This is a genomic window from Curtobacterium sp. 458, from assembly GCF_030406605.1.
Lineage (GTDB): Bacteria > Actinomycetota > Actinomycetes > Actinomycetales > Microbacteriaceae > Curtobacterium.
In genome coordinates, this window is record NZ_CP129104.1 from 1,991,144 (window position 1) to 2,016,563 (window position 25,420).

23 protein-coding genes are annotated in these 25,420 nt (G+C 72.4%); 16 read left to right on the plus strand and 7 right to left on the minus strand.

Features of this window, described 5'->3' with window-relative positions:
• Positions 1-37: 37 nt before the first annotated feature.
• The 4 genes from QPJ90_RS09905 (at position 38) to QPJ90_RS09920 (ending at position 3,931) form a co-directional block, all read left to right on the plus strand.
• Complete coding sequence (locus QPJ90_RS09905; RefSeq protein WP_290131079.1) at positions 38-1,399, plus strand: MFS transporter; 1,362 nt, start codon at positions 38-40, stop codon at positions 1,397-1,399.
• Between the two features lie 59 nt (positions 1,400-1,458).
• Positions 1,459-1,812 (plus strand): L-rhamnose mutarotase, encoded by a 354-nt coding sequence (locus QPJ90_RS09910; RefSeq protein ID WP_290131080.1) that lies wholly within the window; start codon positions 1,459-1,461, stop codon positions 1,810-1,812.
• A 59-nt stretch (positions 1,813-1,871) separates the two neighbouring features.
• Positions 1,872-2,777, plus strand: coding sequence for a metallophosphoesterase (locus QPJ90_RS09915; RefSeq protein ID WP_290131081.1), 906 nt, complete (start codon positions 1,872-1,874; stop codon positions 2,775-2,777).
• Between the two features lie 95 nt (positions 2,778-2,872).
• Positions 2,873-3,931, plus strand: a complete 1,059-nt coding sequence (locus tag QPJ90_RS09920) for an NADP-dependent oxidoreductase (protein ID WP_290131082.1) — start codon at positions 2,873-2,875, stop codon at positions 3,929-3,931.
• A gap of 60 nt (positions 3,932-3,991) precedes the next feature.
• Here the strand turns inward: QPJ90_RS09920 and QPJ90_RS09925 are convergent, their stop codons facing one another.
• Genes QPJ90_RS09925 through QPJ90_RS09935 form a run of 3 tightly spaced genes read right to left on the minus strand, consistent with a single transcriptional unit; the run spans position 3,992 to position 6,877 of the window.
• The gene (locus QPJ90_RS09925; RefSeq protein ID WP_290131083.1) at positions 3,992-4,861 is read right to left on the minus strand and encodes an ABC transporter permease; all 870 of its coding nucleotides are present in this window, start codon (positions 4,859-4,861) and stop codon (positions 3,992-3,994) included.
• Positions 4,848-5,804, minus strand: coding sequence for an ATP-binding cassette domain-containing protein (locus QPJ90_RS09930; RefSeq protein ID WP_290131084.1), 957 nt, complete (start codon positions 5,802-5,804; stop codon positions 4,848-4,850). The genes QPJ90_RS09925 and QPJ90_RS09930 overlap by 14 nt, the downstream gene beginning before the upstream one ends.
• A complete protein-coding gene (locus QPJ90_RS09935) occupies positions 5,801-6,877 on the minus strand; it encodes an outer membrane lipoprotein carrier protein LolA (protein WP_290131085.1) in 1,077 nt (358 codons plus the stop codon). Before QPJ90_RS09935 ends, QPJ90_RS09930 begins: the two co-directional genes overlap by 4 nt.
• Positions 6,878-7,001: 124 nt before the next feature.
• Here QPJ90_RS09935 and QPJ90_RS09940 point away from each other — a divergent pair, with 124 nt between their 5' ends.
• Positions 7,002-7,967, plus strand: coding sequence for a sugar-binding domain-containing protein (locus tag QPJ90_RS09940; protein ID WP_290131086.1), 966 nt, complete (start codon positions 7,002-7,004; stop codon positions 7,965-7,967).
• Between the two features lie 163 nt (positions 7,968-8,130).
• On the opposite strand, the gene QPJ90_RS09945 is transcribed toward QPJ90_RS09940, so the two are convergent.
• Complete coding sequence (locus tag QPJ90_RS09945) at positions 8,131-8,655, minus strand: DinB family protein (protein ID WP_290131087.1); 525 nt, start codon at positions 8,653-8,655, stop codon at positions 8,131-8,133.
• A gap of 209 nt (positions 8,656-8,864) precedes the next feature.
• On the opposite strand from QPJ90_RS09945, the gene QPJ90_RS09950 reads away from it, so the two are divergent.
• Positions 8,865-10,379 (plus strand): MFS transporter, encoded by a 1,515-nt coding sequence (locus QPJ90_RS09950; RefSeq protein ID WP_290131088.1) that lies wholly within the window; start codon positions 8,865-8,867, stop codon positions 10,377-10,379.
• Between the two features lie 216 nt (positions 10,380-10,595).
• Here QPJ90_RS09950 and QPJ90_RS09955 read toward each other — a convergent pair whose 3' ends face one another.
• On the minus strand, positions 10,596-11,648 hold the full coding sequence (locus QPJ90_RS09955; RefSeq protein WP_290131089.1) for a GTP-binding protein: 1,053 nt from the start codon (positions 11,646-11,648) through the stop codon (positions 10,596-10,598).
• Positions 11,649-11,694: 46 nt separating this feature from the next.
• On the opposite strand from QPJ90_RS09955, the gene ykgO reads away from it, so the two are divergent.
• A complete protein-coding gene (gene ykgO, locus QPJ90_RS09960; protein ID WP_022905672.1) occupies positions 11,695-11,817 on the plus strand; it encodes a type B 50S ribosomal protein L36 in 123 nt (40 codons plus the stop codon).
• Between the two features lie 28 nt (positions 11,818-11,845).
• Positions 11,846-12,502 (plus strand): histidine phosphatase family protein, encoded by a 657-nt coding sequence (locus tag QPJ90_RS09965; RefSeq protein WP_290131090.1) that lies wholly within the window; start codon positions 11,846-11,848, stop codon positions 12,500-12,502.
• A 145-nt stretch (positions 12,503-12,647) separates the two neighbouring features.
• On the opposite strand, the gene QPJ90_RS09970 is transcribed toward QPJ90_RS09965, so the two are convergent.
• Positions 12,648-14,390, minus strand: coding sequence for a glycerol-3-phosphate dehydrogenase/oxidase (locus tag QPJ90_RS09970; RefSeq protein WP_290131091.1), 1,743 nt, complete (start codon positions 14,388-14,390; stop codon positions 12,648-12,650).
• A 189-nt stretch (positions 14,391-14,579) separates the two neighbouring features.
• Between QPJ90_RS09970 and QPJ90_RS09975 the strand changes: the two genes are divergently transcribed.
• The 4 genes from QPJ90_RS09975 to ald all read left to right on the plus strand — a co-directional run bounded on the left by QPJ90_RS09975 (position 14,580) and on the right by ald (position 19,249).
• The gene (locus QPJ90_RS09975; RefSeq protein ID WP_290131092.1) at positions 14,580-15,542 is read left to right on the plus strand and encodes a sugar-binding domain-containing protein; all 963 of its coding nucleotides are present in this window, start codon (positions 14,580-14,582) and stop codon (positions 15,540-15,542) included.
• 73 nt (positions 15,543-15,615) lie between these two features.
• A complete protein-coding gene (locus tag QPJ90_RS09980; RefSeq protein WP_290131093.1) occupies positions 15,616-16,599 on the plus strand; it encodes an AraC family transcriptional regulator in 984 nt (327 codons plus the stop codon).
• Between the two features lie 28 nt (positions 16,600-16,627).
• The gene (locus QPJ90_RS09985; RefSeq protein WP_290131094.1) at positions 16,628-18,028 is read left to right on the plus strand and encodes an FAD-linked oxidase C-terminal domain-containing protein; all 1,401 of its coding nucleotides are present in this window, start codon (positions 16,628-16,630) and stop codon (positions 18,026-18,028) included.
• Positions 18,029-18,148: 120 nt separating this feature from the next.
• Positions 18,149-19,249, plus strand: coding sequence for an alanine dehydrogenase (gene ald, locus QPJ90_RS09990; protein WP_290131095.1), 1,101 nt, complete (start codon positions 18,149-18,151; stop codon positions 19,247-19,249).
• A 239-nt stretch (positions 19,250-19,488) separates the two neighbouring features.
• Here the strand turns inward: ald and QPJ90_RS09995 are convergent, their stop codons facing one another.
• Positions 19,489-20,289, minus strand: coding sequence for a tryptophan-rich sensory protein (locus QPJ90_RS09995; protein ID WP_290131096.1), 801 nt, complete (start codon positions 20,287-20,289; stop codon positions 19,489-19,491).
• A gap of 79 nt (positions 20,290-20,368) precedes the next feature.
• On the opposite strand from QPJ90_RS09995, the gene QPJ90_RS10000 reads away from it, so the two are divergent.
• The 4 genes from QPJ90_RS10000 (at position 20,369) to QPJ90_RS10015 (ending at position 25,318) form a co-directional block, all read left to right on the plus strand.
• Positions 20,369-21,352 (plus strand): magnesium and cobalt transport protein CorA, encoded by a 984-nt coding sequence (locus QPJ90_RS10000; RefSeq protein ID WP_290131097.1) that lies wholly within the window; start codon positions 20,369-20,371, stop codon positions 21,350-21,352.
• Between the two features lie 124 nt (positions 21,353-21,476).
• Entirely contained in the window at positions 21,477-23,585 is a 2,109-nt protein-coding gene (locus tag QPJ90_RS10005; protein WP_290131098.1) for an alpha-galactosidase, read from the plus strand.
• A gap of 96 nt (positions 23,586-23,681) precedes the next feature.
• Entirely contained in the window at positions 23,682-25,016 is a 1,335-nt protein-coding gene (locus QPJ90_RS10010; protein WP_290131099.1) for a chloride channel protein, read from the plus strand.
• An 89-nt stretch (positions 25,017-25,105) separates the two neighbouring features.
• Positions 25,106-25,318 (plus strand): antitoxin, encoded by a 213-nt coding sequence (locus QPJ90_RS10015; RefSeq protein ID WP_290131100.1) that lies wholly within the window; start codon positions 25,106-25,108, stop codon positions 25,316-25,318.
• The last annotated feature ends 102 nt before the right edge of the window (positions 25,319-25,420 follow it).

The following is a 25,420-nucleotide window of genomic DNA, read 5'->3' on the forward strand; positions in this document are numbered from 1 at the left end:
GAAACGATTCATCGACGAACACGCGAACGGAGGACCAATGGCGGTCCGCATTGGAGCCCGCAACACCACGGGCTGGAAGGCGACGATCTCGGTCGCCATGTCGAACTACATCGAGTCGGGGTCGATCATCGCGATCGCCACGAGCCTCAGCCTCTGGCAGGCGCAGTTCCACATCGGGGACCTGCAGGTCGGCTTGCTCGCGAGCCTGTCCGCCAACGCGTTCGGTGCCGCGGCCGGCGCGATCATCGGCGGCCCCTTGTGCGACCGCTACGGCCGCAAGTTCATCTACACCTACGACCTGCTGCTCTACATGCTCGGCATCCTCCTCGCGGTGTTCGCCGGCAGCTACGGGATGCTCCTCGTCGGTTTCATCCTCACCGGCATCGCGGTGGGCGCCGGCGTCCCCGCGAGCTGGACCTACATCGCGGAGCAGGCGCCCGCCGACAAGCGGGCCGCGCACGTCGGCACCGCGCAGCTCGCGTGGTCGATCGGCCCGATGGTCGGGTTCGCCCTGGCGATCGCCGCCGCCCCGCTCGGCCTGCTCGGCAGCCGGCTCATCTTCGCGCACCTGTTCGTCGTCGCCGCGGTCGTGTGGTGGCTCCGCCGGGGCCTGCCCGAGTCCACGATCTGGAAGGACGAGCGCGCCGCCACCGGCAGCGCGAACTTCTTCCACGGCATCACGCAGCTGTTCAGCAAGCGTGTGAACCTCACCGCGATGCTGTTCCTGTTCGGCGTCTACGCGCTGTGGAACACCGTCGCGGGTCAGGCCGGCATCTTCCAGCCGCGCGTCTACTCGGCCACCGGCGTCACGAGCGTGCCCGAGCAGTACGGGCTCCAGGTCCTCGTGTGGGCGTGCACGGTCGCGGCGACGTACTTCGGCTTCATGCGCTTCGCCGACCGGGTGAGCCGCCGTGTGCTCTTCGCCGTCGGGGCCGTGCTCGCCATCGTCGCGTGGGCGGTCCTCATCTACGCACCGGCGAACCTCGGCACGCTGCTGTTCTTCGCGATCGCGTGGGGTGTGTCGTCCGGCATCGGCGCGCAGGCGTTCTACGGCCTCTGGACGAGCGAGCTCTTCGCCACGCGGTACCGCGCCAGCGCCCAGGGCGTGCTCTTCCTTGCCGCGCGGGTCATGGTCGGTCTGTTGAGCATCTGGTTCCCGCTGCTGCTGTCCGACATCGGGCTCCGCGGCCTCGGCGGGCTCATCCTCGGCCTCCTCGCGCTGTCGTTCCTCGTCGGCACGATCTGGGCACCGCGGACCCAGGGCCGGTCGCTCGAGTCCATCGAGGCCGAGCGGTACGGCACCGTGACGAGCGTGACGGGGACGACCCGGACCGTCGACGAGCACGTGGAGCGTCAGCGGACGCTGCGCGCCGCGCCCGGCGAGCGGACGCCTCGGTGAGCGACGTCGAACAGCGTGGTGCGCGCCTCCCGTCCGGACCGCCTGGAGGCCCGGATCACGTGACCCGCGTCTGCTTCCGTCTCCAGGTGGCCGCGGAGCACCTCGACGCCTACCGGGAACGCCACGCGGCGGTCTGGCCGGCGATGCTGCGGACGATCGCCGCCGCGGGGCGGCGGAACTACTCGCTGTTCCTCGACGACGACGGCCTGCTCATCGGGTACTACGAGACGGACTCGGTCGCCGACGCGGATGCGGCCCTCGCCGCGTCCGAGGTCGCGGCGACGTGGGAGGCGCACATGCAGGACCTCTTCGACGGCGCGACCGGGCGGGCCGACCAGACCGCCCGGGTCCTGCCCGAGGTCTTCAACCTCGAGGACCAGCTCGCGGCCGCCGCTGTCGGAACGGAGCGCTGACACCGGACGCTGACGTGCGGCACAGCGGGGTGATCGCCGCGCAGACTAGCGTGACCGCCATGCAGCCGCTCGCTCCCGGATCGCTCCGCATCCTCCACCTGTCCGACACCCACCTCACCGGCGACGGCGCCCTGCACCAGGGGTCGACCGACACGGCGGCCGCACTCGACGCGGTGCTCTCCTCGGCGGAGCGGATCCCGGACGTGGGGCTCGTGGTGGTGTCCGGCGACGTGTCCGAGGACGGCTCGCCCGGGTCGTACACGGTCTTCCGGGAGCGGGTCGGCGCGTGGGCGGAGCGGCACGGAGCGGCACTCGTCGCGGTCCCCGGCAACCACGACCAGCGCGAGGGCTTCCGGCAGGTGCTCGCGAACGGGCACGTGCTCGGCGAGGGCGGCCGGCCGCTCATGCACACCCTCGAGTACCTGCCGCCGACGGTGCCGGTGGCCGGGCAGTCGGTCGTCGCCGGACGCCGGATCGTCACGGTCGACACGAGCGTCCCCGGCGCCGGCTACGGGATGGTCGCGGACGAGGCGCTCGACCGCCTCCGCACCACACTGTCCGAGCCGTCGGACGGCGGCACGGTGGTCGTCCTGCACCACTCGCCGCTGCCCGCTCCGACCGCGCTCCACGCCGCACTGCAGCTCCGGAACGCCGACGCCCTCGCCGAGGCGGTCCGCGGGACGGACGTCCGACTGGTCCTCGGTGGCCACTACCACCACCACGCCGCCGGGACGTGGACCGGGGTCCCGGTGCTCGTCGCGCCGGGGGTCGCGAACGACACCGACGTCGTCGGCGCGTACGACGAGGAGTCGGCGCACATCGACGCGGGCTACCTCGTGGTCGACGTCGCGGCGGACGGCTCGGTGTGGTCCACGCCCGTGCGGGTGCCGCGGCCCGACGCCGACCCGCTCGCGTTCCACCACGACGCCGACACCGTACGGGCGATCATCGCGGCGGCGGGCTGAGACGCGCCCGGTGTCCGCGAAGTCCCCCGGACGTGCGGACACCGCTCGGCCCGCACGAGTAGACGAGAGGCAGATCGTCTTCGAAGGAGCGCGCCATGCGACACGGCAACGCAGTGCAGTACGACCGCTACGGCGGGTTCGACGTGGTCCAGGTCGTCCAGCAGGAGCGACCGGAGCCCGGACCCGGTGAGATCGTCGTCGAGGTGGTGGCCGCCGGCCTGAACCACATCGAGCGCTTCCTCCGCGAAGGGAAGCTGCAGGACCACGTCGAGCTCACCTTCCCCGCGCACCAGGGCGTCGACTTCGCCGGCATCGTGCGCGCCCGAGGCGAGGGCGTGAAGGACCTCCGTGTCGGAGACGAGGTCATGGGGCACCACCCCCAGGGCGGGACGCACGCGAACTGGGTGCGGGTGCCGCGCGCCGCCGTCATCAAGAAGCCGGAGCACGTCGGATGGGAGGTCGCCGGCGGGCTCTACCTCGCCGGGTGCACCGCGATCGACGTCGTCCGGAAGCTCCGGCTCGGCAAGGACGACACCGTCGTCATCACCGCCGCGGCGGGCGGGGTCGGGCACATCGAGTGCCAGCTCGCGCACGACGCCGGCGCCACCGTGATCGCCCTCGGGAGCCCCCGCAACCACGACTACCTCCGCCAGATCGGCACGCTGCCCGTGGCCTACGGCGAGGGCGAAGAGGCCCGCATCCGCGAGGCAGCCGACGGCCGCACGATCACGGCGTTCATCGACAACCACGGAGAGTCGGACGCCGAGTCCCTGGCCGCACGGCTCGGCATCCCGGACGGGCGCTTCGTCTCGTCCGAGGAGCGGCGCGACATCGAGGTGCGGTTCCTCCGCGCCCCCGCCGACGACCAGGAAGCCACCGAGTCGCTCCAGTTGCTCGCGAAGGCCGTGCAGGACCGCCGCGTGCAGGTGCTCATCTCGGGCTTCTACCCGTTCGAGTACATCGTGGACGCGTACGAGGACCTCGCCGAGATGCACTCTCGCGGCAAGGTCGTCATCGGCATGCAGACGGTGGAGACCGGGGCACGGCTCGACTGGTACCGCTCGGAGAAGGCCCGTGACCTCCGGGACCGCTACGCCGACGAGCGCGGCGCGAAGACGGAGAGCATGGCCGGGGGGACGGCGAACCCGAGCTAGCTCGATCGCGGGCGTGCTCGGACGCGGGCGCGCTCGGACGCGGGCGAGCTCGAACGCTGGCTAGCTCAGGACGTCCTTCGTGGCGAACCGGCTGTACGCCAGCGCCCCGAACACGACCACGTAACCGAGCTGCAGCACGGCGTTCGCACCGAACGAGTCGAACGCGATCGGGTCGCGGAGCAGGTCGCCGAACCCGAGCCACTGGTGCGAGAACAGGAACGGGTGCAGCCAGTCGAGCTGCGGCAGCTGGTCGAGCACCTGCGACGCCCCCGCGAGCACGACCGTCGCGGCCATCGCCCCGACCGGGACGCTCGTCAGCGTCGACGCGAACAGGCCGATCGCCGCGAGCCCGAGCATCGACATCGCGACGTACAGCGCGAGCAGCAGGGCCCGACCCGCGTACGACCAGCCGTCGACCTGCGTGCCGGAGAGCAGGGTGACGGGGCCGATCGGGAACAGCAGCGCCCCGATCGCGGCACCGACGAGCACGATGAGGAGCGTCGCCGCGAGGGCGAACGCGACCGTGCCGACGTACTTCACGAGCACGAAGCGCAGGCGACCGGTCGGGGCGACGAGCAGGTAGCGGATGGTCCCGTGGTTCGCCTCGCCCGCGACCGTGTCGCCCGAGACCACCCCGATGGTCAGCGGCAGGAACAGGGGGATCGACACCGTCAGCGCGGTGAACGCGACGAAGAGGCCGTTGTTCGTGATGTCGCCGAGGAACGCCGGCCCGCCGCGGTCCGGACCCGTGGTGGCGCGGACCGCGACGGCGATGAGGATCGGGACGAGCGCCAGTGCGCCGAGCATCGCCCAGGTGCGGCGTCGGCGGAACAGCAGTCCGAGTTCGGAGCCGAGCAGGGCGAAGGGCCGCCGACGGGCGATCGCGGTGCCGCCGGCGTCCGCGCGGGACGGGGCGTCAGGCTGCGACATCGAAGCCCTCCCCGGTGAGTGCGACGAACAGGTCCTCGAGGCTGCCGCCACCCACGGTGATGCCGCGCACCCGGACGTCGGCCCGGACGAGCTCGGCGGTGACGTCCTCGGCGAGCACGGCGGCCGGGAGGTCCGCGACGAGTACGTCCGCACCGCCCTCGTGTCGCGGCGTGAGCCCGAGGCGCACGAGGACGCTGCCCGCCTGACCGAGGTCCGGCGTGCGGACGGTCAGGGTCCGGACCCCGGCGGACCGCAGCTCGTCGAGCGACCCCTGCGCGACGAGCTTCCCGGCGCGCATCACCCCGGCGTGCGTGCACACCTGCTCGATCTCTGCCAGGAGGTGGCTCGACACGAACACCGTGGTGCCGTCGTCGGCCAGGGACCGGATGAGGTTCCGGACCTCGCGCGTGCCCTGCGGGTCGAGGCCGTTCGTCGGTTCGTCGAGCACGAGCAGGTCTCGTGGCGTCAGGAGTGCGTTCGCGAGCCCGAGCCGCTGCTTCATGCCGAGGGAGTAGGCGTGCGCCTTCTTGTCGGCGGCGTGGGACAGCCCCACCCGGTCGAGCGCCGCTGCCACCCGGGCCTTCCTCGTGCGGGGGTCGGTCGTCGGGTCGGCTGCGTCGAACCGGGACAGGTTTGCCCGGCCGGACAGGTACGGGTACGACGCGGGCCCCTCGACGAGCGCGCCGACGCGGGGCAGGACCTCGTGCAGCGCGTCGGGCATCCGGCGACCGAGGACCTCGATGGTCCCGCCGGTCGCCCCGGTGAGCCCGAGCAGCATCCGGATCGTCGTCGTCTTGCCCGAACCGTTCGGGCCGAGGAACCCGAACACCGCACCACGGGGGACCTCGAGGTCGATGCCGTCGACGGCGTGCTGCTTCCGGAAGACCTTCCGCAGGCCCTCGGTGCGGATCGCGTACCCGTCGGGAGCAGCAGCGTCCGTCACTTGGCCGCGGCCACGAGGGCGGAGACCGGGACCGCGCCCGCGAGCACCCGGCCGTCGCTCGTCAGGTAGACGGACACGAGGGAGGTCTGTACCGCGCGGCCGCCGTCGACCGGGCGGGTCAGCTGGTCGAGCAGCCCGCTCGCGTCGGCGTCCAGCGCCGTGGTGTCGGCCGAGCCGGCGGGCAGCTCGGCGATCGTGTCCCAGCCGGAGCCCGTGGTCGTGACACCCGCCGCGGATCGGTCGTCCGCGCGGTCGTGTCCGCGGTGGTCCGCGTGCTCACGAGACGCGTCCGAGAGGTCCTTCGTGTGCACCTCGGCGCCGCTCGGCGGGGTGAAGTCGAACAGGCGGGCGGCCGGCGCACCGTAGTCGAGGCTCGTGAAGCCGACCTGGAACGCGGGGGAGTCCTGCCCCTTCGCCGACACGGTCACCCGCAGCGGGAGACCGGTCTGCTGGTCGACCGCCAGGCGCACGGACCCGACGAGGGAGTCGCTCGACCGCGGCGTGAGCGTGATCGACCAGGCGTCGTGGCCGGCGACCGAGGTGCTCGTCGGCTTCGACACCGTCGTGCTCGGCGTGATCGCGTCGATGGCCTTCCGAGCGAGGTCCGCCGGCGTGGCGGAGCCGTCCTCGGGGGCCGACGCCTTCGCGGGGAGCGTGACGTGCGTCGCCTCCCGCTGCTTCGAGTCCCACGTCCAGACGTCGGAGCCGTTGCGCACGAGGTCCTGCTCGGCGAGCTGGGTCGTCACCTGCACACGTTGCTTGTCCGCGCCGTCGACGTACAGGCGCGCGGTGTGCGACGTGGTCAGCATGCTCAGCGCGTCCGACGCGTCGCCCTGCAGGGACGAGCCGCCCGATCCGGAGGGGAGCTCGGGCAGCCCGAGGTCGCTCGTCTGCTCGACCTTGCCCGAGTACTGTGCGTCGGACGACTGCGCGACGCTGGCGATGACGTCCGCCGCGCTCGGGTCGGACCCGGCGATCGGGGTCGACGCGGCGTTCGCGATCATCGGTGCCGCGACGGCGCCGGCGACGACGACCGGTGCGATGACGGCGGGCAGCCAGGCTGACTTCTTCATCGGATCCCCTCGGTGGTGCATGGCACCCGGTGCGGAGGCACGTGGTGCGGTGGAGTCGGCAGCACCGTACGTCCGGCAACCGACAGTCGGCTGGGGATCACGTGCTCCGGCTACGATCGGTCGCGTGTCCACCGAGCCCTCCGTCCAGCCGGAGGGTGCCCGCTCCCGGTTCCCGCTCGACACCGTGTACCAGGCAGCGCGGATGTACTACCTCGAGGACGCCACCCAGGCCGAGATCGCCGACCGCCTCGGGGTGTCCCGACCGACCGTGAGTCGACTCGTCTCCGAGGCCCGCCGCGCCGGCCTCGTCCGCATCGAGGTCGTCGACCCGTTCCGCGACGAGACCGTCGCGCTCGCCGCCGAGCTCCGCGACGCGCTCGGTCTCCGCGCCGTCCGACTCGCCGCCGTCACCCACCAGGCGACGCTCGGGGCCGACCTCGCAGCGCCCGTCGCCGCGGCGATCGAGGCGATGGCCCTCGCGCCCGGTGACGCCGTCCTGGTCTCCTCGGGCAGCACCGTCCACGACCTCGCGCACACCGGTCTGCCGCCGATGCCGGGCGTCCAGCTCGTCCCGACCGTCGGAGGACAGGCCGACCCGAACCGCTGGTTCCAGACGAACGAGATCACCCGCGCCGCCGCCGAGCGGTCCGGCGCGATCCCCGCGTTCCTGTTCGCGCCGGCCCTCCCGAGCGAGACGCTGCGGGCCTCGCTCGACGACGACCCGGCCTTCCAGCACGTCGTCGGGCTCTGGCGGCGGGCGAAGGGGGCGTTGCTCGGGATCGGCGCTCCCGTCGTCACCCGGCACGAGCTCGCGCGCGGCCTGCCGGTCGAGGACGAGGCCTTCGACCGAGCTGCCGGCGACGTCTGCCTCAACTTCTTCGCCGCGGACGGCTCGGCGGTGGAGTTCCCGGGCAGCGACCGGATGGTGCGGACCTCCCGCGAGGTCCTCGCGGCCGTCCCGCACGCCGTGGGCGTCGCGGTCGGTCCCGGAAAGGCGACGAGCATCCTCGGCGCGGTGCGCGGTGGCCTGGTGAACGAGCTCGTCACCGACGCCGCCACCGCGCGCGCCGTCCTCGACGTGCTCGCCTGACACCCCCGGTGGGTGACGGAACGCGCGCGGTTCGACGTCGCACCTGACGATCGACGCGCAGTTCGTCGGGACGCGCGCGTCCCGTGGACCAGGCGAGACAGGACGGGGCGGGACGGCCGTGGCGGAGGCGCGCCGTGCCTCCAGGCCGGGAGGCGCGGGTCGCCTACCGCGTGCGCCGCACGTCCCAGAGGTGGTGCACCGGGTCGTGGGCGTAGTAGGTCGCGAGGGTCGCGACCGTGAACGCGCTGCCGTCCGAGCGCAGTCCGGTCCGGTCGAGGTCCGCGTCGCGGACCGCCGCGAACGCCTCCGCCGCGCGTCGGCCGGCGTCGACGAGCTCCCGGGCGACCGCCGCCGGGTCCTGCGCGGCGTAGTCGTCCTCGACCGCGGTGGCGTCCTGGTCCCAGTTCGGGAACGTCGGTCCGTCCTGCTCGAGCATGAGCGCGAGCCGCTCGGCCATCCTCCGGTGCACGTCACGCACGTGCGCGGCGTACTCGAGCGGCGACCAGGTGTGGTCGTCCGGGCGGACGCGGACGTCGTCGCGCTCCAGGACCGCCGGCCACGCCGCGGTGTTCTCCTCGATGACGCCGGGGACGTCGCGGACGGACACCGCGCGGCCGTCGAAGCCGCACTCGGGGCACGTCGCACCGATGACCCACGTCCAGCTCTTCGTCTCGGGTTCGATCGCCATGTGCGAACGTTACCCGTTCGTGATTCAGGTTCCGCGCTTCCCCGTGTCCGCGCCGATGGGGCGGTGACCCCCGTCCGGGTGACACGCCGTTCCCTGTGAATGCCCACACAGTGACATGTCGGTCGCTCGGTAACGTCGCTGGCTGTCCGAACGACCCCCGCGGCCCGTCCGGCCGCTCGACGGCCATGCCGTCCCCCAGAGAGGAACCGATGGGATCCGACCCCAGCAGTACCGAGCAGCGACGTCGACTCCGTGTGAGCGACGTCACCGTGGTCGACAAGAGCATGATGCGCCGAGCCGTCGGCGGCATGGTGGTCGGCAACACGATGGAGTGGTACGACGTCGGGGTCTACGGGTACCTCGCCGTCACGATGGGGAAGGTCTTCCTGCCGACCGCGGAGCCCGCGGTGCAGATCCTCTTCAGCCTCGGCGTGTTCGCGGCGACGTACATCGCCAGGCCGCTCGGCGGGATCGTGTTCGGGCGGCTGGGCGACCGGCTCGGTCGGCAGCGCGTCCTCGCGACGACGCTCATCCTGATGGCGACCTCGACGTTCCTCATCGGCGCACTCCCCGCCTACGCGACCATCGGTGCCCTCGCGCCCGTCGTGCTCGTCGTGCTCAAGCTCCTGCAGGGCTTCTCGACCGGCGGTGAGTACGCCGGCGCGACGACGTTCGTCACCGAGTACGCCCCGGACCGCCGCCGTGGGTTCTTCGCGAGCATCCTCGACTTCGGCAGCTACATGGGCTTCGCGCTCGGTGCCACGGTGGTGACCGTGCTCCAGCTCACACTGGGCGACGCCACGATGACGGCCTGGGGCTGGCGCGTGCCGTTCCTGCTCGCCGGGGTGATCGGCGTCGTGGCGATCTACTTCCGCCTGCGCATCGAGGAGTCGCCCGTCTTCCAGGCGACCCAGGCCGCGCAGGAGGCCTCCGCAGAAGCACGTGCCGACGCCACCGGTGACCGGCCGACGAGCGTGTTCGCCATGGTCCGCGACCACTGGCGCCCGATCCTCATCGCGGTGATGCTCGTCGCCGCGTCGAACACGGTCGGGTACGCGCTGACCTCGTACATGCCGACGTACCTCACCGACTCGCTCGGGTACTCCGCGCTCGACGGCACGCTCCTCACCATCCCCGTGCTCGTGCTGCTCGCCGTCATGCTGCCGCTGACCGGTCGGCTCTCGGACCGCCTCGGCCGCCGGGTCGTCATGTGGATCGGGGCCGCGACCACCGTGGTCCTCGTCGTCCCGGCGTTCCTGCTCATCGCCCACGGAGCGCAGTGGTCGACGCTGCTCGGTCTCGCCCTCCTCGCCCTCATGACCGCGCTCTGGGTCTCGAACCAGGCGGCGTCCCTCCCCGCGCTGTTCCCGACCTCGACGCGGTACGGGGCGATGGGGTTCGCGTACAACATCGCGATCGCGGTCTTCGGTGGGACGACCCCGCTGATCGTCCAGGCGCTGCTGACCTGGACGGGCGACCAGCTCGCGCCGGCGTACTTCCTCATGGCGATGAGCGCGCTCGGGGCCGTCGGGGTGTTCTGCATGAAGGAGTCGTCGCAGCGGCCGCTCCCGGGCTCGATGCCCGCGGTCGAGACGGAGGCCGAGGCGCACGAGCTCGTGCTGACGCAGGACACGAACCCGAACCTCGACCTCGGCGACCTGCCGTTCGCGGCCGCCGACGCCGTGCGTGCTGCTGAGGCAGCGCCGGAGCCCGCCGGGCGCTGACGGGCGCCTCGCGGGGGCGTCGGGGGGTGACGCGGGGCGACGTGGGGGCCGCTGTCGAACGACGGCGCTGTCGTCGAACGACAGCGGCGCCGTCGCCCGTTGCACGCGCTGGCTGTCGCGGACGCGGGACTGCGACGCGGCCGCTGTCGGACGACGACCACCATGTCGTTCGACGACGGGTCACTCGTCCGTGCCCAGCGGAGTGCCGCCCCGGCCTCAGTCGCCCCGCTGCTCGTGCGACGGGTCGAGCGCGGGCCACACCGGGAACGGGTCCGCCCACGTGCGCCAGACCTCCGGTCCGGAGAGCACTTCGTCGGACGTGAGGAGCGCCGAGTCCAGTGCCCGCTCGATCCCGCGCACGTCGAGCCGTTCCCCGACGAACCAGAGCGCCTGCCCGACCGGTGCGTCCGCGTCCCACGAGCGGTTCGCGGTGGGGTCGAGCGCGAGCATGGCGCCGAAGCTCGACCACGCCCCGACGTGGTCCGGCCGGGAAGCGAGTCGGAAGAAGCCCTTCGACCGGAGCACCCGTCCGTTCACCCCGGGCGCGAGGTCCTCCGCGATCACGGTCGCCAGCCGGTCGGGGTGGAACGGGAACGGCTCGCGGTACCGCATCGTCACGAGGTCGTCCCCGACACCGCGTGGCGGGACGTCGAGGTCGGCACCCGACGAGAGCGCCCGCATCCACCCGGCACCGCCCGCGAGCAGCCGGGCAGCCCCGCCGTTCGAGACCGGGAGGTCGAGCGGGCCGCGGACCGCTCGTGCCGCGACGATGAGCGTGTGCGGCGCCATCCGGTGCAGCAGGGCGACGAGTGCACGTCGCCGACGCCCGGAGAGCGGTCCGAGCCGGTCCAGCGCGATCACCGTGGCGTACTCGACGATCGACGCCACGCGCTCCGCAGCGACGAACGCGTCGTCCACATCGCTCCAGAGCAGGTTCGCGACCTCGTCGGCACGGAGGACGGCGACGACGTGTCGGAGGACGCGGTCGTCCCCCGTCTCGGACCGCGCCGCGTTCGCGAGCATCATGCCGACGGCGCGGACGTCGGTGCCGGCGGCGAGGGAGACGACGAGCCCGTGGTCAGCGTCCGGCCCGCAGGTCCGGTCCAGTTGATCGACGCGTTCGGCCACTGCCCGAGCGACGGGGAGCGCAGTGCCGTGCACGCGCATCCGGTGGGCGCGGGTCCTGCCGTCGCCGACCAGGCGCGCGGCGAGTTCGTCGGCGTCGGAGTCGTGCAGGGCGGAGACGAGGGTGATGGCGGCGGGACGCATGTGCGGTACTGTACATGAGAACAGTTATCAACTAGGAGGTCCGGCAGTGAAGGTCCGCAACTCGCTCAAGGCACTGAAGAAGATCCCCGGCTCGCAGGTGGTGCGCCGCCGGGGCCGCGTCTACGTCATCAACAAGCAGAACCCGCGGTGGAACACCCGGCAGGGCTGACACCGGCGCCCGTCCGTAGGGTGGCACCATGCGACTGCTGCTCATCCGCCACGGCCAGACCCCCGCGAACGTGCACGGCATCCTCGACGCCGAGGTGCCCGGCCCCGGACTCACCGACCTCGGGCGGCAACAGGCCGAGGCGCTCCCGGCGGCACTCGCCGACCGCGGCATCGAGCGGCTCTTCGTCTCGACGATGGTCCGGACGCAACTGACCGCGGCACCGCTCGCCGCCGCGCTCGGCCTCGAGCCCGAGGTGCTGGACGGCCTCCGTGAGATCGAGGCCGGGGACACCCAGGGCAAGAGCGACAAGGTGTCCGTGCAGACCTACATCGCGACCGTGCACGGATGGTCGCAGGGCGACCGCGAGAGCCGCATGCCCGGCGCGGAGAGCGGCACCGAGTTCTTCGCGCGCTACGAGGACGCAGTCCGCCGGATCGAGTCGTCCGGGGTCGAGGTCGCGGCGGCGGTCAGCCACGGCGCCGCCATCCGGACGTGGGCGAGCGCGGTCGCGCAGAACACGCCGGACGAGTTCGGCACGAAGCGGCACCTGGAGAACACCGGGATCGTCGAGCTCGAGGGCTCGTTCGACGACGGCTGGCGCCTGGTCGACTGGGAGGGCGAGCCCGTCGGCGGCGAGGACCTCATCGACCGGACCGCGCAGGACCCGACGGGCGAGCGCTTCTGACGGACGCGCCGCGCGACGCGACGACGGACTGGCGCGCCCCGCTGGTTGGCAACGCGAAGCGTTGCGCGGGGCGCGCCGACCGAGCCTGCGAGGGAGGGGGTACCAGCTGGTACCGGGCCTCCAGTCCGTTCTGTGGTCGCGTGGACTACGCGGGCTGCGCCGCCGTGTGCAGCGGCACGATGACGCCGTGCGATTCACGCAGCACGTCGAGCGTGCGCTGCACCTCGTCGCCGCGCTCCTCCGCGGTCCAGCCGAGGGTGTCGGCGAGGACGTCGGCGAGCTCGTCGAGCAGGTCGATCGTGACCCCGCCCACGAACGCGAGGTTCGTGCGACGCAGCACCACGTCGACCAGGTGCACGGCCTGCTCGTGCTCGGCGAAGTACGCGACCTCCGCACGGGTGAGCTTCGGGTCGGACTCGAGCGGCTCGACCGGGCCGTCGGTGAGGACGTCCACGACCTCCGCGGCGCGGGTGCCGTAACGCTCGAGCAGGCCCTCGACGAGGGCGGCGTCGAGGCCGTCACGGTGCGACTTCACCCAGAGGGCGCGCTGCGCGTCGGTGGTCGGGAAGTCCTTGCCGCCGCCGATCGGCATGCCGGTGGTGTCGACCTTCCGGGCGGCGCCGAGCTTGGTCGTGGCCTCGGTGGAGAGGTGCGCGGCGAGGGCACGGAACGTCGTCCACTTGCCGCCGACGAGCGACAGCACGGTCGACGAGGGCAGGCCGGCGATCGGGGTGTCGACGATCCGGTAGTCGCGGGACACGAAGCCGGGGGCGGTGTCCTCGTGGCGGGGGAGCGGGCGGATGCCCGAGTACCGGTACACGATGTGGTCTCGGGTGAGCTCGATCTGCGGGAAGACGTGCTTGACGAGGCCGAAGAAGTAGTCGACCTCCTCCTCGGTGCAGACGGCCGGCTGCGACGGGTCGGCGTCGATGTCGGTCGTGCCGATGAGGACCCGGCCCTTGAGCGGGTAGATGAGCACGATGCGGCCGTCGTTGTTCTCGAAGAACAGCTCGCGGCTCTTGGTGGCCTCGAGGAGCTCGTCGTTGTGCACGACGATGTGGGAGCCCTTCGTGCCGCCCATGAACTTCGTCTCGCCGCCGAACGCCTCGTTGGTGAGGTCGGTCCAGGGGCCCGACGCGTTGATCACGACGTCGGCGGTGAAGGTGAACTCCGAACCGGTCTCCCGGTCGCGGAGCAGGACGCCGCCGTCGCGGGTCCCGGCGGCCTCGACGTAGTTGACCGCGCGGGCCGTCGCTGCCGAGCCCGTCCCGGTACCCGCGGCGAGGCCGTCCTTGAGGACGTCGAGCGCGAGGCGCTCCGGCTCGTGCACGGAGGCGTCGTAGTAGGTGCCCGTGTACTTGAGGTCCTTGTTGAGCGCCGGCATGTCCGCGAGGGCCGCCTTCTTCGTGAGGAAGCGGTGCTTCGGCACCGAACCGCCGTCGCGCGAGAACGAGTCGTAGATCGTCATGCCGATCTTGATGAGCGCTGCGCCGCGCTCCTTCGTCGAGCGCTGCTTGTGCGTGAGCATCCGCAGCGGGGCGTTCATGATGCCGGAGAACGTCGAGAAGATCGGCATCGTCGTCTGCAGCGGCTTGACGTAGTGCGGGGCGATGCGGATGAGGCCGTTGCGCTCCTGCACGCTCTCGCGGACGAGGCGGAACTCGCCGTTCTCGAGGTAGCGGATGCCGCCGTGGATCATGTGGCTCGAGGCGGCCGAGGCGCCGCTCGCGTAGTCGCCGCGCTCGACGAGCGCGACGTCGACACCCTGCAGGGCGAGGTCGCGGAAGGTGGCGATGCCGTTGATGCCACCACCGACGATGAGGACCTGGGCGTTGGGGCGCTCCGTGAGGGCGCTCACCGTGTTCCGGGGCTGCGTCTTCTTCGACATGTGTCGCTTCCTTGGTCGATCGGTTGGTTCGGGATCGATGGTGCTCCTGGGTGGGAGGCTGGGCAACTTGCGTGCACGAACGTGCAGCACATGTGTCGTGGTCGCTCGCGACCCGGCCGGGAGGCGCGACAGGGGTTGCAGAGGCCGTGCACGTCCGTGCATGGTTGCGGTGCAACAGATCGGAGCACCATGAGCGATGCCGCCCAGCCCGTGCGCACCCAGCAGGCGCTGCGCGCCGCGCACCTGTACTACCTGCAGGACCTCACGATGGACGCCATCGCGGACGAGCTCGGGACGTCCAGGTCGTCGGTGTCGCGGCTGCTGAAGTACGCGCGGGACACCGGTCTGGTGGACATCCAGATCCGGTCGCCCCTCGACCAGGCGGCCGCGCTCAGCCGGTCGATCCGGTCCCGCTTCGGGGTGCACGCGCACGTCGTCCCGGTGCCCGACCACACGAGCGACGTCGACCGTCTGGAGCGGGTCGCGCTGTCCGCCGCCCGGATCCTCACGCAGTACATCGACTCGAACATGGTCATCGGCATCTCGTGGGGTTCGACGGTGAGCGCGGTCAGCCGGTACCTCGTGCCGAAGACGACGCACGGGTCGACGATCGTGCAGGTGAACGGCGCCGCGAACACCCGCACGACGGGCATCGTCTACGCGTCCGAGATCCTCCGCAGGTTCGGGGAGGCGTACGGCGCCTTCGTGCAGCAGTTCCCGGTGCCGGCGTTCTTCGACGACCCCGCGACGAAGGAGATGCTGTTCAAGGAGCGGTCGATCCGCCGCGTGCTCGACCTGCACGAGCGCATGGACCTCGTCGTCTTCGGCGTCGGTGCGCCGCAGGCCCCGGTGCCGTCGCACGTGTACTCCGGCGGCTACCTCGACCCGGCGGACCAACAGGAGCTCGTGCGCGCCAAGGTCGTCGGCGACGTCTCGACCGTGTTCTACCGGGCGGACGGCTCGTGGAAGGACATCGGCGTCAACGCGCGGGCCGGCGGACCGGACCTCGACACGATCAAGCACGCTCCGCGGCGGGTGTGCGTCGTGGCCGGTCGGTCGAAGGCCGCCTCGCTCCGTGGCGCCCTGGCGGCGGGCCTCGTGACGGACCTCATCATCGACGAGAGCATCGGGCAGGCCATCCTGCAGCCGTGACACCGCCGCGGTGACCAGCCGTTTGTCCGCATCGCGCGGGGCGATGTCGGTGGTGCCCCGTAGGTTCGGTGTCATGGTGCCCAGGAGCGAGACCACCCCGTCGCAGACGGCGTCCTCGGTCGTGCCGCGGTCCTTCCGGCGGCTCATCGGTCACGACGTCGACGAGGCGATGGCCTTCTTCGGCGACGGCTACGACTTCCGCGCGCCCCGGGTCCGGCGGACGCACCAGCAGACCCCGTGGGACTTCGCGGGCGTCGGCGACGACCGGATGTCGCTCCGTTCGTCACGGCTCGGCGTGGACCTCCAGACCGAGAGCATGACCGACGATGCCTTCCTCGTCGCCTGGATGCGTTCGGGGTCGAGCACGATCACCTTCGGTGGCGAGTCGGTCGACCTCGAAGCCGGCGTGCCGATCGTCCTGCCGTTCGGGTCGCCCTACCTGCTGCACCACCGCGACATCGCGCTCAACCTCGTCCACCTCGACCGCGACTTCGTCCGGTCCGTGGTCGGCGACGACGACTTCGCGTTCGAGCCGCTGCGGCGTCCCACGGCCGAGGGGCGACGCATCTGGCAGGACACCGTCCGGGCGCACTCGTCGCGGTGGCTCGACGTGGGCAACGACGTCGGGCCGGTCGAGCAGCGCGACATCGCCGAGGCGTTCGTCCGGGCTGCGGTCGCCGCGTTCCCCGAGCGCAGCCGCTTCCGGGCCGCCGTCACCGGGACGGGGCCCGAGCACGACCGGCTCCGGCGGGCGCTCGAGTTCGTGCACGACCACGCGCGCGAGCCGATCGGGACGCCCGAGATCGCCGCGGCCTCGGGGCTCAGCCCCCGCGGTCTGCAGCAGTCGCTCAAGCGCAACCTCGGGCAGACGCCGGGCGACGTGCTGCGCGCAGCCCGACTCGACGGCGCACGGACCGACCTGCTCCGCGGGGCCCCGGACGGCACCACCGTCGCCGAGATCGCCCGCAACTGGGGCTTCGGCCACCTCGGTCGGTTCTCGGCGTCCTACCGGTCGCGGTTCGGCGAGTTGCCCAGTGCGTCGCTCCGAGCCGGCTGACCCGACCGTCCCCGGTAGCGTGCGGGGCATGGACTCCGTCGTCGCCGCCCTCCGCACCGCCCTCGCCGACCCGGACGGTGGGCTCGTCCGCACCGACGACGCCGTGGTCGACGCATCCCGCACCGACGGGTCCGGCTGGGTCGCGGACGGGGCACCGCTCGCCGTGGTCGAGGCCCGCTCCGTCGAGCACGTGCAAGCCACGCTCCGGACGTGCTCGGCGCTCGGAGTCCCGGTCGTCCCGCGCGGTGCCGGCACCGGTCTGGCCGGCGGCGCGAACGGGACCGACGGCTCGGTCGTGCTCAGCGTCGCGCGGATGGACCGCATCCTCGAGGTCTCGCCGGAGGACGAGCTCGCGGTCGTCGAGCCGGGCGTGCTGAACGGCGCCTTGAACGAGGCCGTCGCGCACCACGGACTCCGCTTCGCGCCCGATCCCGCGAGTGCGGCGATCGCGAGCGTCGGCGGCAACATCGCGACGAACGCCGGGGGCCTGCGCTGCGTGAAGTACGGCGTCACCCGCGAAGCCGTGCTCGGACTCGACGTGGTCCTCGCCGACGGCCGGCTCGTCTCGACGGGCCACCGCACGGTCAAGGGGGTGACCGGCCTCGACCTCACGTCGCTCCTGGTCGGCTCGGAGGGCACCCTCGGGGTCATCGTCGCCGCCACCGTCCGGCTCGTGCCGGTCCCGGCCGGCGAGCCCGCCACGCTCGGCGCGGTCTTCCCGACGGTGCACCGGGCGGCAGCGGCGTCGGCGGCGATCGTCGCGGCGTCCGCGGACGGTGCAGCCCGGCCCTCGACCGTCGAGCTCCTTGACGCCTCGTCGCTCGGCTACATCGCCGACCACCTCGGGCCGAGCGTGGTGGCGGAGACCGTGGGGAGCGGCCAGGAGGGCGGGGTGTTCCTCCTCGTGGAGTACGACGGCCCGGACGCGACGCGGGACGCGCTGGGAGCCGTGCCGCGCCTCCAGGCCGAGGGCGGGACCGTCCGCCTGGCCGGGTCGGCCGCCGAACGCGACCGACTGCTCACGATCCGCCGCTCGTTCCACGCGGCGATGGCCGCGCGCGGGCGGGTGCTCATCGAGGACGTCGCCGTGCCGCGCAGCCGCCTCGCCGAGATGTTCGACCGGGTCGAGGCGATCGGCCGCGAGTTCGACCTACCGATCCCGACCTGCGCCCACGCCGGAGACGGCAACCTGCACCCGAACTTCGTGTTCGACGGCGAGGTCGTGCCGCAGAAGGTGTGGGACGCCGCCGACGCGCTCTTCCGGGCGGCGATCGAACTCGGGGGCACGCTCACCGGGGAGCACGGGGTGGGGGTCCTGAAGCGGCACCACCTCGGCGACGAGGTCGGCACGGACGTCCTCGAGCTCCAGCGCGGGATCCGCCGGGTGTTCGACCCGAAGGGCATCCTCAACCCGGGCAAGGTGTTCTGACGCCGAATCCCGTGACACGTCCGGGCTGGTTCGTGCGCAGAAGTTCGGCAGAAACCTCTCCGTAACGAACCGCGGCGCATCGTGGGTGTCGAACGAGCACCGCCCACGAAGGAGTCCGTGATGCTGATCGGCGTCCCCACCGAAGTCAAGAACAACGAGTACCGCGTCGCCGCCACCCCCGCAGGTGTCGCCGAGCTGACGCTGCACGGCCACGAGGTCCTCGTGCAGGCCGGGGCGGGCGTCGGGTCCGCGTTCCCGGACGACGAGTACGCCGCAGCCGGCGCGACGATCGTCGACACCGCTGCCGAGGTCTGGGGCCGCGCCGAGATCATCCTCAAGGTGAAGGAGCCGGTCGCGTCCGAGTACGCGTCGATCCGACCCGGGCAGGTGCTCTTCACCTACCTGCACCTCGCCGCCGACCGTCCGCTCACGACGGCGCTCATGGAGTCGGGTGCGACGGCGATCGCCTACGAGACCGTCCAGCTGCCCGATCGCTCGCTGCCGCTGCTGTCCCCGATGTCGGAGATCGCCGGGCGCCTCTCCGCGCAGGTCGGCGCGTACCACCTCATGCGGACGAACGGCGGGCGCGGGCTGCTGCTCGGCGGGGTCCCGGGCGCGCCCAAGGGCCGCGTCGTCGTGATCGGCGGCGGTGTCGCGGGGGAGCACGCGGCGACGATGGCGCTCGGCCTCGGCGCCGAGGTCACCGTCTTCGACATCAGCCTGCCCCGCCTCCGTGCGCTCGACGCCCGGTTCGACGGACGCATCACGACCCTGCGGTCCTCGTCGCACGCGATCGCGTCGGCCCTGGCGTCCGCCGACCTCGTGATCGGGTCGGTGCTCATCCCCGGGGCCTCGGCGCCGAAGCTCGTGACGGACGCGATGGTCGCCGACATGCAGCCCGGGTCGGTGCTCGTCGACATCGCGATCGACCAAGGCGGCTGCTTCGAGGGCTCCCGGCCGACGACGCACGACGACCCGACGTTCCGCGTGCACGACGCGGTGTACTACTGCGTGGCGAACATGCCCGGTGCGGTGCCGCGCACGTCGACGATCTCGCTGACGAACGCGACGCTGCCGTACGCGGTCGCGATCGCCGACCGCGGGTGGGAGCAGGCGCTCGGGGACGACCCCGCACTCGCGCTCGGGTTGAACGTGCACGCGGGGCAGGTCGTGAACGAGGCCGTCGCCGCCGCGCACGGCCTCGTGGCCGCCGCGCGCTGACGCCGCTGGCCGTGCGGCCGTGCGTGCGGCGAGTCTCGTGGTGAGCGTCACTTCTCGCGCGCTCGAGCGCGCGAGGTGACGCTCACGCCGAGTCTCGGGGAAGCCCGGCCGAGTCTCGTGCAGGCGGACAGTCCTCGCGAGTCAGAGCGCGAGGACTGTCCGCCACGCCGAGTCTCGGCGCCGCTGGGCCGAGACTCGTGGTCGGGCCGCCGAGTCTCGTGGCCGGGCGGTAGCGCCCGTCAGACGGCCGCGACCGCCCGCCGGCGGGCCGCCCACCCCGCGCGGGTCCGGACCAGGAGCGTGACGAGCACGACGACGACCACGGCCACCACGGCCGTCACGGCCGTCGGCACCGAGACGAGCGGCCCGTCGAGTCGTCCGACCGCCACCCACGCGAGCCCCCAGCAGAGCGAGACCGTCGGAGCGAGCCGCCCGCGACCCCACACCGCGAGCAGGACCCCGACGAGCCCGGCCACCGCCGCGACGAGCACGCCCCAGACGTCCTGCCCGAGCCCGAAGCCCCGGAAGCCCGCGGCCGTGAGCACCGCCGCGGTGTTCGCCGCCGTGGCCACGCAGACCCACCCGAGGTAGAGCCCGAACGTGCCGTCGGTGACGATCGCCTCGACGAGGCCGGCCGGCCGGGTGCGCCGCAGGATCGTGAACGTCCACACGAGCACCACGAGCAGCGCGACGATGATCGGCTCGCTCGCCCAGAGGAACCCGAACTGCACGGACAGGATCCACGCCGCGTTGAGCAGGAGTGAGAGCGTCGCCGGCAGGGCCAGTCGCGCGTGCCGCTCGTCGTCGGCGGTCCGGAACAGCTGCCGCACGGCGTACACGATCAGTCCGAGGTAGATCACCGACCAGATGCCGAACGCGGGCCCGTCCGGCGCGATCGACGTCGACGACGCGGAGAGCGCTCCGCCCGCGGCGTCCTGGATCGGGGTGCCGCCCGCGGCTCCCGACCCGATGAACGACCCGACCACCGCGATCACCGCGCTCACGATGACGACGATCCGCCACGTCCGTGTCCCAGTCATGTCCACTCCCTTCGTCAGCATGCTGATGACCGGGACGGTACGCGCCCACACCCTGCGCCTCCTGCGTACGGTGGGGGACGTGAGCGTCGAGCTGAACACCGTGTACGTCGACAAGATCGCGCCGATCGCGTGTCCGTCGCTCCCCGACACCTTCCGGATGCTCGAGGACCAGGGGGCGAGTGCGTGCATCGTGCTCCACCAGCCCGACGCCGAGGAGCTCGGGGACGTGGCCGTCGCCCTCGGCCTGCACGAACTCGCCGTCGAGGACTCCGCCGAGGGGCACCAGCGACCGAAGCTCGAGCGCTACGGAAAGACCCTCTTCGTGGTGCTGAAGCCCGCGGTCTACCACGACGCGAAGGAGGAGGTCGAGTTCGGCGAGGTGCACGCCTTCGTCGGCGAGGACTTCTTCCTCGCGGTCGTCCCCGCGGACCCCCGCGGGCCGCAGGCCGTCCCCCGTGCCCTGCAGCGCATGAGCGGGAAGCCCGGCCTCGTCACGGCGGGTCCGCAGGCGCAGCTCTGGGCGCTGATGGACTCGATCGTCGACGGCTACCTGCCGGTGATCGACGGTCTCGAGGAGGACATCAACCAGATCGAGGACCAGCTCTTCGCCGGCGTCGCCGGGGTCTCGAAGCGCATCTACGAGCTGTTCGGCGAGGTGGTCGCGTTCCAGCGGGCCGCCCGGCCACTCGTGTACATGATCGAGAACCTGCACCGGGGCGCGGAGAAGTACCACCTGCCCGTCGAGATGCAGCGCCGCTTCCGTGACGTCCTCGACCACGCGATCCGCACGGTGGAGCGCCTCGACACCTTCCGGCAGCTGCTGCAGAACGCCCTGACCGTCGACTCGACGCTCGCGGCGCAGAAGCAGAACGACGACACGAAGCGCATCTCCGGCTGGGCGGCGATCCTCTTCGCGCCGACGCTCATCGCGGCGATCTACGGGATGAACTTCACCCACATGCCCGAGCTGCAGTGGACCTGGGGCTACCCGCTGTCCATCCTCGCGATGATCCTGTTCGCGGCGGTCCTCTTCGTGGTGTTCAAGGTCAAACGCTGGTTCTGACGGCTCGCGACGCGCGATGCGTCGGACGGGAGGCCCGTGGCGGCGCCGCCACGGGCCTCCCGTCCGACGGCCGGTCGCGCGTCACGCGCGCGTGTCGCCCTCGGGCGTGTGCCAAGGTCGTTGCATGACCGACGTCGTCCACCTCACCGCCGAGGGTGTCTCCCTCGTCCTCGACTGTTCTCCGGGAGCGCTCCCAGCCGTGGTGCACTGGGGCGCCGCCCTGGGCGACGTGTCCGCGGAGGACCTCGCCGCCCTGGCCGGCGCCGACGTCGCCGTCGTCGCGCCGAACGAGGCCGACGTGCCGGTGCGCCTCGCGGTGCTGCCGGAGCCGCACCGCGGCTGGAACGGCCGACCGGGTATCTCCGGGCACCGCGACGGACGCGACTGGTCGCCGGCGTTCACGGTGTCCTCGCTCGACGTCACCGACTCCGCCGTCATCGCGCGCGGGAGCGACGAGACCGCCGGGCTCGCGGTCGTGCTCGAGGTCGAGCTGACCTCCTCGGGGCTCGTCCGCACCCGCGCCGAGGTGACCAACACCGGGGAGGGCACCTACACGCTCGACGACGTGCACCTCGCGCTCCCGATCCCGGACCGCGCCCGTGAGGTCCTCGACCTCGCCGGACGGTGGGGCGGCGAGCGGACGCCGCAGCGGAGCACCCTGCACGTCGGGACGCACGAGCGCGACAACCGTCGGGGACGCACCGGGCCGGACGCCGCGACGGTGCTCTCGGTCGGGGAGCCCGGGTTCGGGTTCGGCCACGGCGAGGTCTGGGGCGTGCACACCGGCTGGAGCGGCAACCACCGGCACCTCGCCGAGCGGCTGTCGACCGGGCGGCAGGTCGTCGGCGGCGGGGAGCTCCTGCTGCCGGGCGAGGTCCGGCTCGGGCCAGGGGAGTCGTACCGGACGCCGTGGGTGTGGTTCGCGTACGGGGACGGCCTCGACGACCAGGCCCGACGCTTCCACCGCTGGCTGCGTCGTCGTCCGCAGCACCCGTCGACCCCGCGCCCGATGACGATCAACGTCTGGGAGGCCGTCTACTTCGACCACGACCTCGACCGGCTCACCGACCTCGCCGAGCGCGCCGCGGCCCTCGGCGTCGAGCGCTACGTCCTCGACGACGGCTGGTTCCGGCACCGCCGGGACGACCACGCCGGGCTCGGCGACTGGTACGTCGACGAGGGTGTCTGGCCGGACGGCCTCGGCCCGATCGTCGACCGGGTCCGAGCGCTCGGCATGCAGTTCGGCCTGTGGTTCGAACCGGAGATGGTGAACGAGGACAGTGACCTCGCGCGGGCGCACCCCGAGTGGATCATGCAGGCCGACGGCCGGCTGCCCGTGCGTTCCCGTGACCAGCAGGTGCTCGACCTCGCGATCCCCGAGGCCTTCGCGTACGTCCTCGAGCGGATGACCGCGATCATCGGCGAGTACGGCGTCGACTACGTCAAGTGGGACCACAACCGCGACCTCGTCGAGGCGGGGTTCCCCGGCGGCGGAGCAGCCGTGCACGAGCAGACCCTCGCCACCTACCGGCTGATGGCGACGCTCAAGGAGCGATTCCCGGCGCTCGAGATCGAGTCGTGTTCGTCCGGCGGCGCCCGCGTCGACCTCGGTGTCATCGAGCACACCGACCGCGTGTGGGTGTCCGACTGCATCGACCCGTCCGAACGGCAGCGGATGCACCGCTGGACGCAGCAGCTCCTGCCGCCCGAGCTCCTCGGCGCGCACGTCGCGAGCGGCACGAACCACACGACGGGCCGGTACCACGACCTCGCCTTCCGGGCCGGGACCGCGCTCGTCGGGCACCTCGGCATCGAGTGGGACCTCGCCCGCGCGACCGACGACGAGCTCCGCGACCTCGCCGCGTGGACCGCGCTCTACAAGGAGCTCCGGCCGCTCCTGCACGGCGGGGACCTGGTGCGGGTCGACGAGGTCGAGCCGACGCGCCTCGTGTACGGCACCGTCGCGCCCGACCAGCGGAGCGCGGTGTTCTTCCTGGCGAGCACCGGATGGTCGGACGTGTCGAACACCGGCCGGGTGCGCTTCCGCGACCTCGACCCGGGGACGCGCTACCGGGTCGACCCCGTCGTCGTCGGCGAGCTGCACGGCCTGAAGGCACCCGCGTGGTGGTCGGGCTCCCGCGAGTTCTCCGGCCGGGTGCTCACGACGGTCGGGGTCCAGCCGCCACACCTGCCCGCCGACGCCGTGGTGTCGTTCCGGGTCACAGCGGTCTGACCCCGCGTCGTCCGGCGTCACGGCGGAGGGCCCGCGCCCTGTCGTCCGGCGTCACGGCGGTCGGACCTGTGACCGGTGCTCGGTAGGCTCGTCGCCATGCCGCGCACCGGTCACGCCACCCCCACCGGTCGGGCATCCGCCGCCGGTCGATCCGTACCCGGTCACGCCACCCCGATCTGGGCGCTCCGCATCGCCGTCGTCACCGCCCTCGTCGGCGTCGCGGGCGGCATCGCCGGCGTCGCGGTGTGGCTCGCGCTCCAGCTGATCCAGTTCGTCGCGTTCGGCTTCCCCTACGGCGGACACCTCGAGGCAGCGGACGCCGACTCCGGGTGGCGCCGGTTCCTCGCGGTCGCCGCGGCCGGGGTCCTGACCGCGGTCGCGTGGTGGGCGCTCCGACGCTGGGCGAGACCCACGGTCGCCGTGACCGCCGCGGTCTCCGGGAAGCGGATGCCCGCGCTCTCGACCGTCGCGAACGCGGGCGTGCAGATCCTCGCGGTCGGCCTCGGCGGCTCCATCGGCAAGGAGGTGGCCCCGCGTGAGCTCGGCGCGTGGCTCGCCCAGCTCGTGACCGTCCGTGCGGGGCTCACGGCCCGGGAGACCCGCATCCTCGTCGCGTGCGGTGCCGCAGCCGGCCTCGCCGCCGTGTACGACGTGCCGCTCGGCGGGGCCCTGTTCGCGGTCGAGGTGCTCCTCGGCGAGCTCACCTTCGCGACCGCGCTGCCGGCCTTCGCGACGAGCGCGATCGCCGCCTTCACCGCACGGCTCGTGATCCCGGACGAGGTGCTCTACCACGTGCCCGCGATGTCGATGTCGGAGTCGCTGCTCGTCTGGTCGGTGGTCGTCGGGCCGGTCCTCGGCTTCGCGGGGGTCGGGTTCGTGAAGCTGACGAACCGGCTGCAGGGGATCGCGCCGAAGGGCTGGCACCTGCTCGTCGTGCTCCCGGTCGCGTTCGCGCTCGTCGGGCTCGTCGCGGTGCCGTTCCCCGAGGTCCTCGGGAACGGTCGGGCGCTCGGCGTCGTCGCGATGAACGCCGCCCTCGACGACGCCTCCGTACTCGGGCTCGTCCCGATCCTGCTGCTGCTCGTCCTCGGGATCCTGAAGACCGCGACCACCGCGGTCACCATCGGCGCCGGAGCGGTCGGCGGCACCCTCACCCCGTCCATCGCGATCGGTTCGGCCATCGGCGGCGGCCTCGGCGGGCTGTGGTTGCTGCTCTGGCCCGTCGACTCGACGTCGCTCGCGGCGTTCGCGTTCGTGGGCGCGGCGGCGTTCCTCGCGACGACCATGCGGGCGCCCTTCACGGCACTCGTGCTCGTCGTGGAGTTCACCCAGCAGGGGACGGACATCCTCGTGCCCGCCCTGCTCGCCGTCGCCGGGTCGGTCGCCGTCTCGTACGTGCTCGCCCGCCGCCGCAGCGCCCAGATGGCCTGAGCAGGTGGCGCCCGGACACCGACGGGCCGAACGCCTACCATCGGCCGCACGCGGGGCGGACGTGCTCCGCCCGAGTGGAGGAGCCGATCATGGCCGGGTTCGACGACATCACCAAGAAGGCGCAGCAGTTCCTGCAGGACGGCAAGGTGCAGGACGCGCTGAAGAGCGAGAAGGCCGAGGGCGTCAGCGACAAGGTGCTCGACGGCGTCGCCGATGCCGTCAAGAAGGCCACCGGTGGCAAGTTCGACGACAAGATCGACAGCGCGCGCGACACCGCTGACAAGCACGTCGGCAACGAGTAGCACGGGGTCCACGACGATCCGACTGGACGTCGGCGGGAACAACGACCACGATTGACGGGTCGTCGCGTGACCGGCGACACCGGGAGGACCAGTCGTGACCAT

Excerpts from the sequence above, each read along its gene's own strand:
- QPJ90_RS09905 (WP_290131079.1), top strand. The coding sequence starts at position 38 with ATGGCGGTCCGCATTGGAGCCCGCAACACCACGGGCTGGAAGGCGACG.
- QPJ90_RS09915 (WP_290131081.1), top strand. The coding sequence starts at position 1,872 with ATGCAGCCGCTCGCTCCCGGATCGCTCCGCATCCTCCACCTGTCCGAC.
- QPJ90_RS09920 (WP_290131082.1), top strand. The coding sequence starts at position 2,873 with ATGCGACACGGCAACGCAGTGCAGTACGACCGCTACGGCGGGTTCGAC.
- QPJ90_RS09925 (WP_290131083.1), bottom strand. The coding sequence starts at position 4,861 with ATGTCGCAGCCTGACGCCCCGTCCCGCGCGGACGCCGGCGGCACCGCG.
- QPJ90_RS09935 (WP_290131085.1), bottom strand. The coding sequence starts at position 6,877 with ATGAAGAAGTCAGCCTGGCTGCCCGCCGTCATCGCACCGGTCGTCGTC.
- QPJ90_RS09945 (WP_290131087.1), bottom strand. The coding sequence starts at position 8,655 with ATGGCGATCGAACCCGAGACGAAGAGCTGGACGTGGGTCATCGGTGCG.
- QPJ90_RS09950 (WP_290131088.1), top strand. The coding sequence starts at position 8,865 with ATGGGATCCGACCCCAGCAGTACCGAGCAGCGACGTCGACTCCGTGTG.
- QPJ90_RS09955 (WP_290131089.1), bottom strand. The coding sequence starts at position 11,648 with ATGCGTCCCGCCGCCATCACCCTCGTCTCCGCCCTGCACGACTCCGAC.
- QPJ90_RS09965 (WP_290131090.1), top strand. The coding sequence starts at position 11,846 with ATGCGACTGCTGCTCATCCGCCACGGCCAGACCCCCGCGAACGTGCAC.
- QPJ90_RS09970 (WP_290131091.1), bottom strand. The coding sequence starts at position 14,390 with ATGTCGAAGAAGACGCAGCCCCGGAACACGGTGAGCGCCCTCACGGAG.
- QPJ90_RS09975 (WP_290131092.1), top strand. The coding sequence starts at position 14,580 with ATGAGCGATGCCGCCCAGCCCGTGCGCACCCAGCAGGCGCTGCGCGCC.
- QPJ90_RS09980 (WP_290131093.1), top strand. The coding sequence starts at position 15,616 with ATGGTGCCCAGGAGCGAGACCACCCCGTCGCAGACGGCGTCCTCGGTC.
- QPJ90_RS09985 (WP_290131094.1), top strand. The coding sequence starts at position 16,628 with ATGGACTCCGTCGTCGCCGCCCTCCGCACCGCCCTCGCCGACCCGGAC.
- ald (WP_290131095.1), top strand. The coding sequence starts at position 18,149 with ATGCTGATCGGCGTCCCCACCGAAGTCAAGAACAACGAGTACCGCGTC.
- QPJ90_RS09995 (WP_290131096.1), bottom strand. The coding sequence starts at position 20,289 with ATGACTGGGACACGGACGTGGCGGATCGTCGTCATCGTGAGCGCGGTG.
- QPJ90_RS10005 (WP_290131098.1), top strand. The coding sequence starts at position 21,477 with ATGACCGACGTCGTCCACCTCACCGCCGAGGGTGTCTCCCTCGTCCTC.
- QPJ90_RS10010 (WP_290131099.1), top strand. The coding sequence starts at position 23,682 with ATGCCGCGCACCGGTCACGCCACCCCCACCGGTCGGGCATCCGCCGCC.
- QPJ90_RS10015 (WP_290131100.1), top strand. The coding sequence starts at position 25,106 with ATGGCCGGGTTCGACGACATCACCAAGAAGGCGCAGCAGTTCCTGCAG.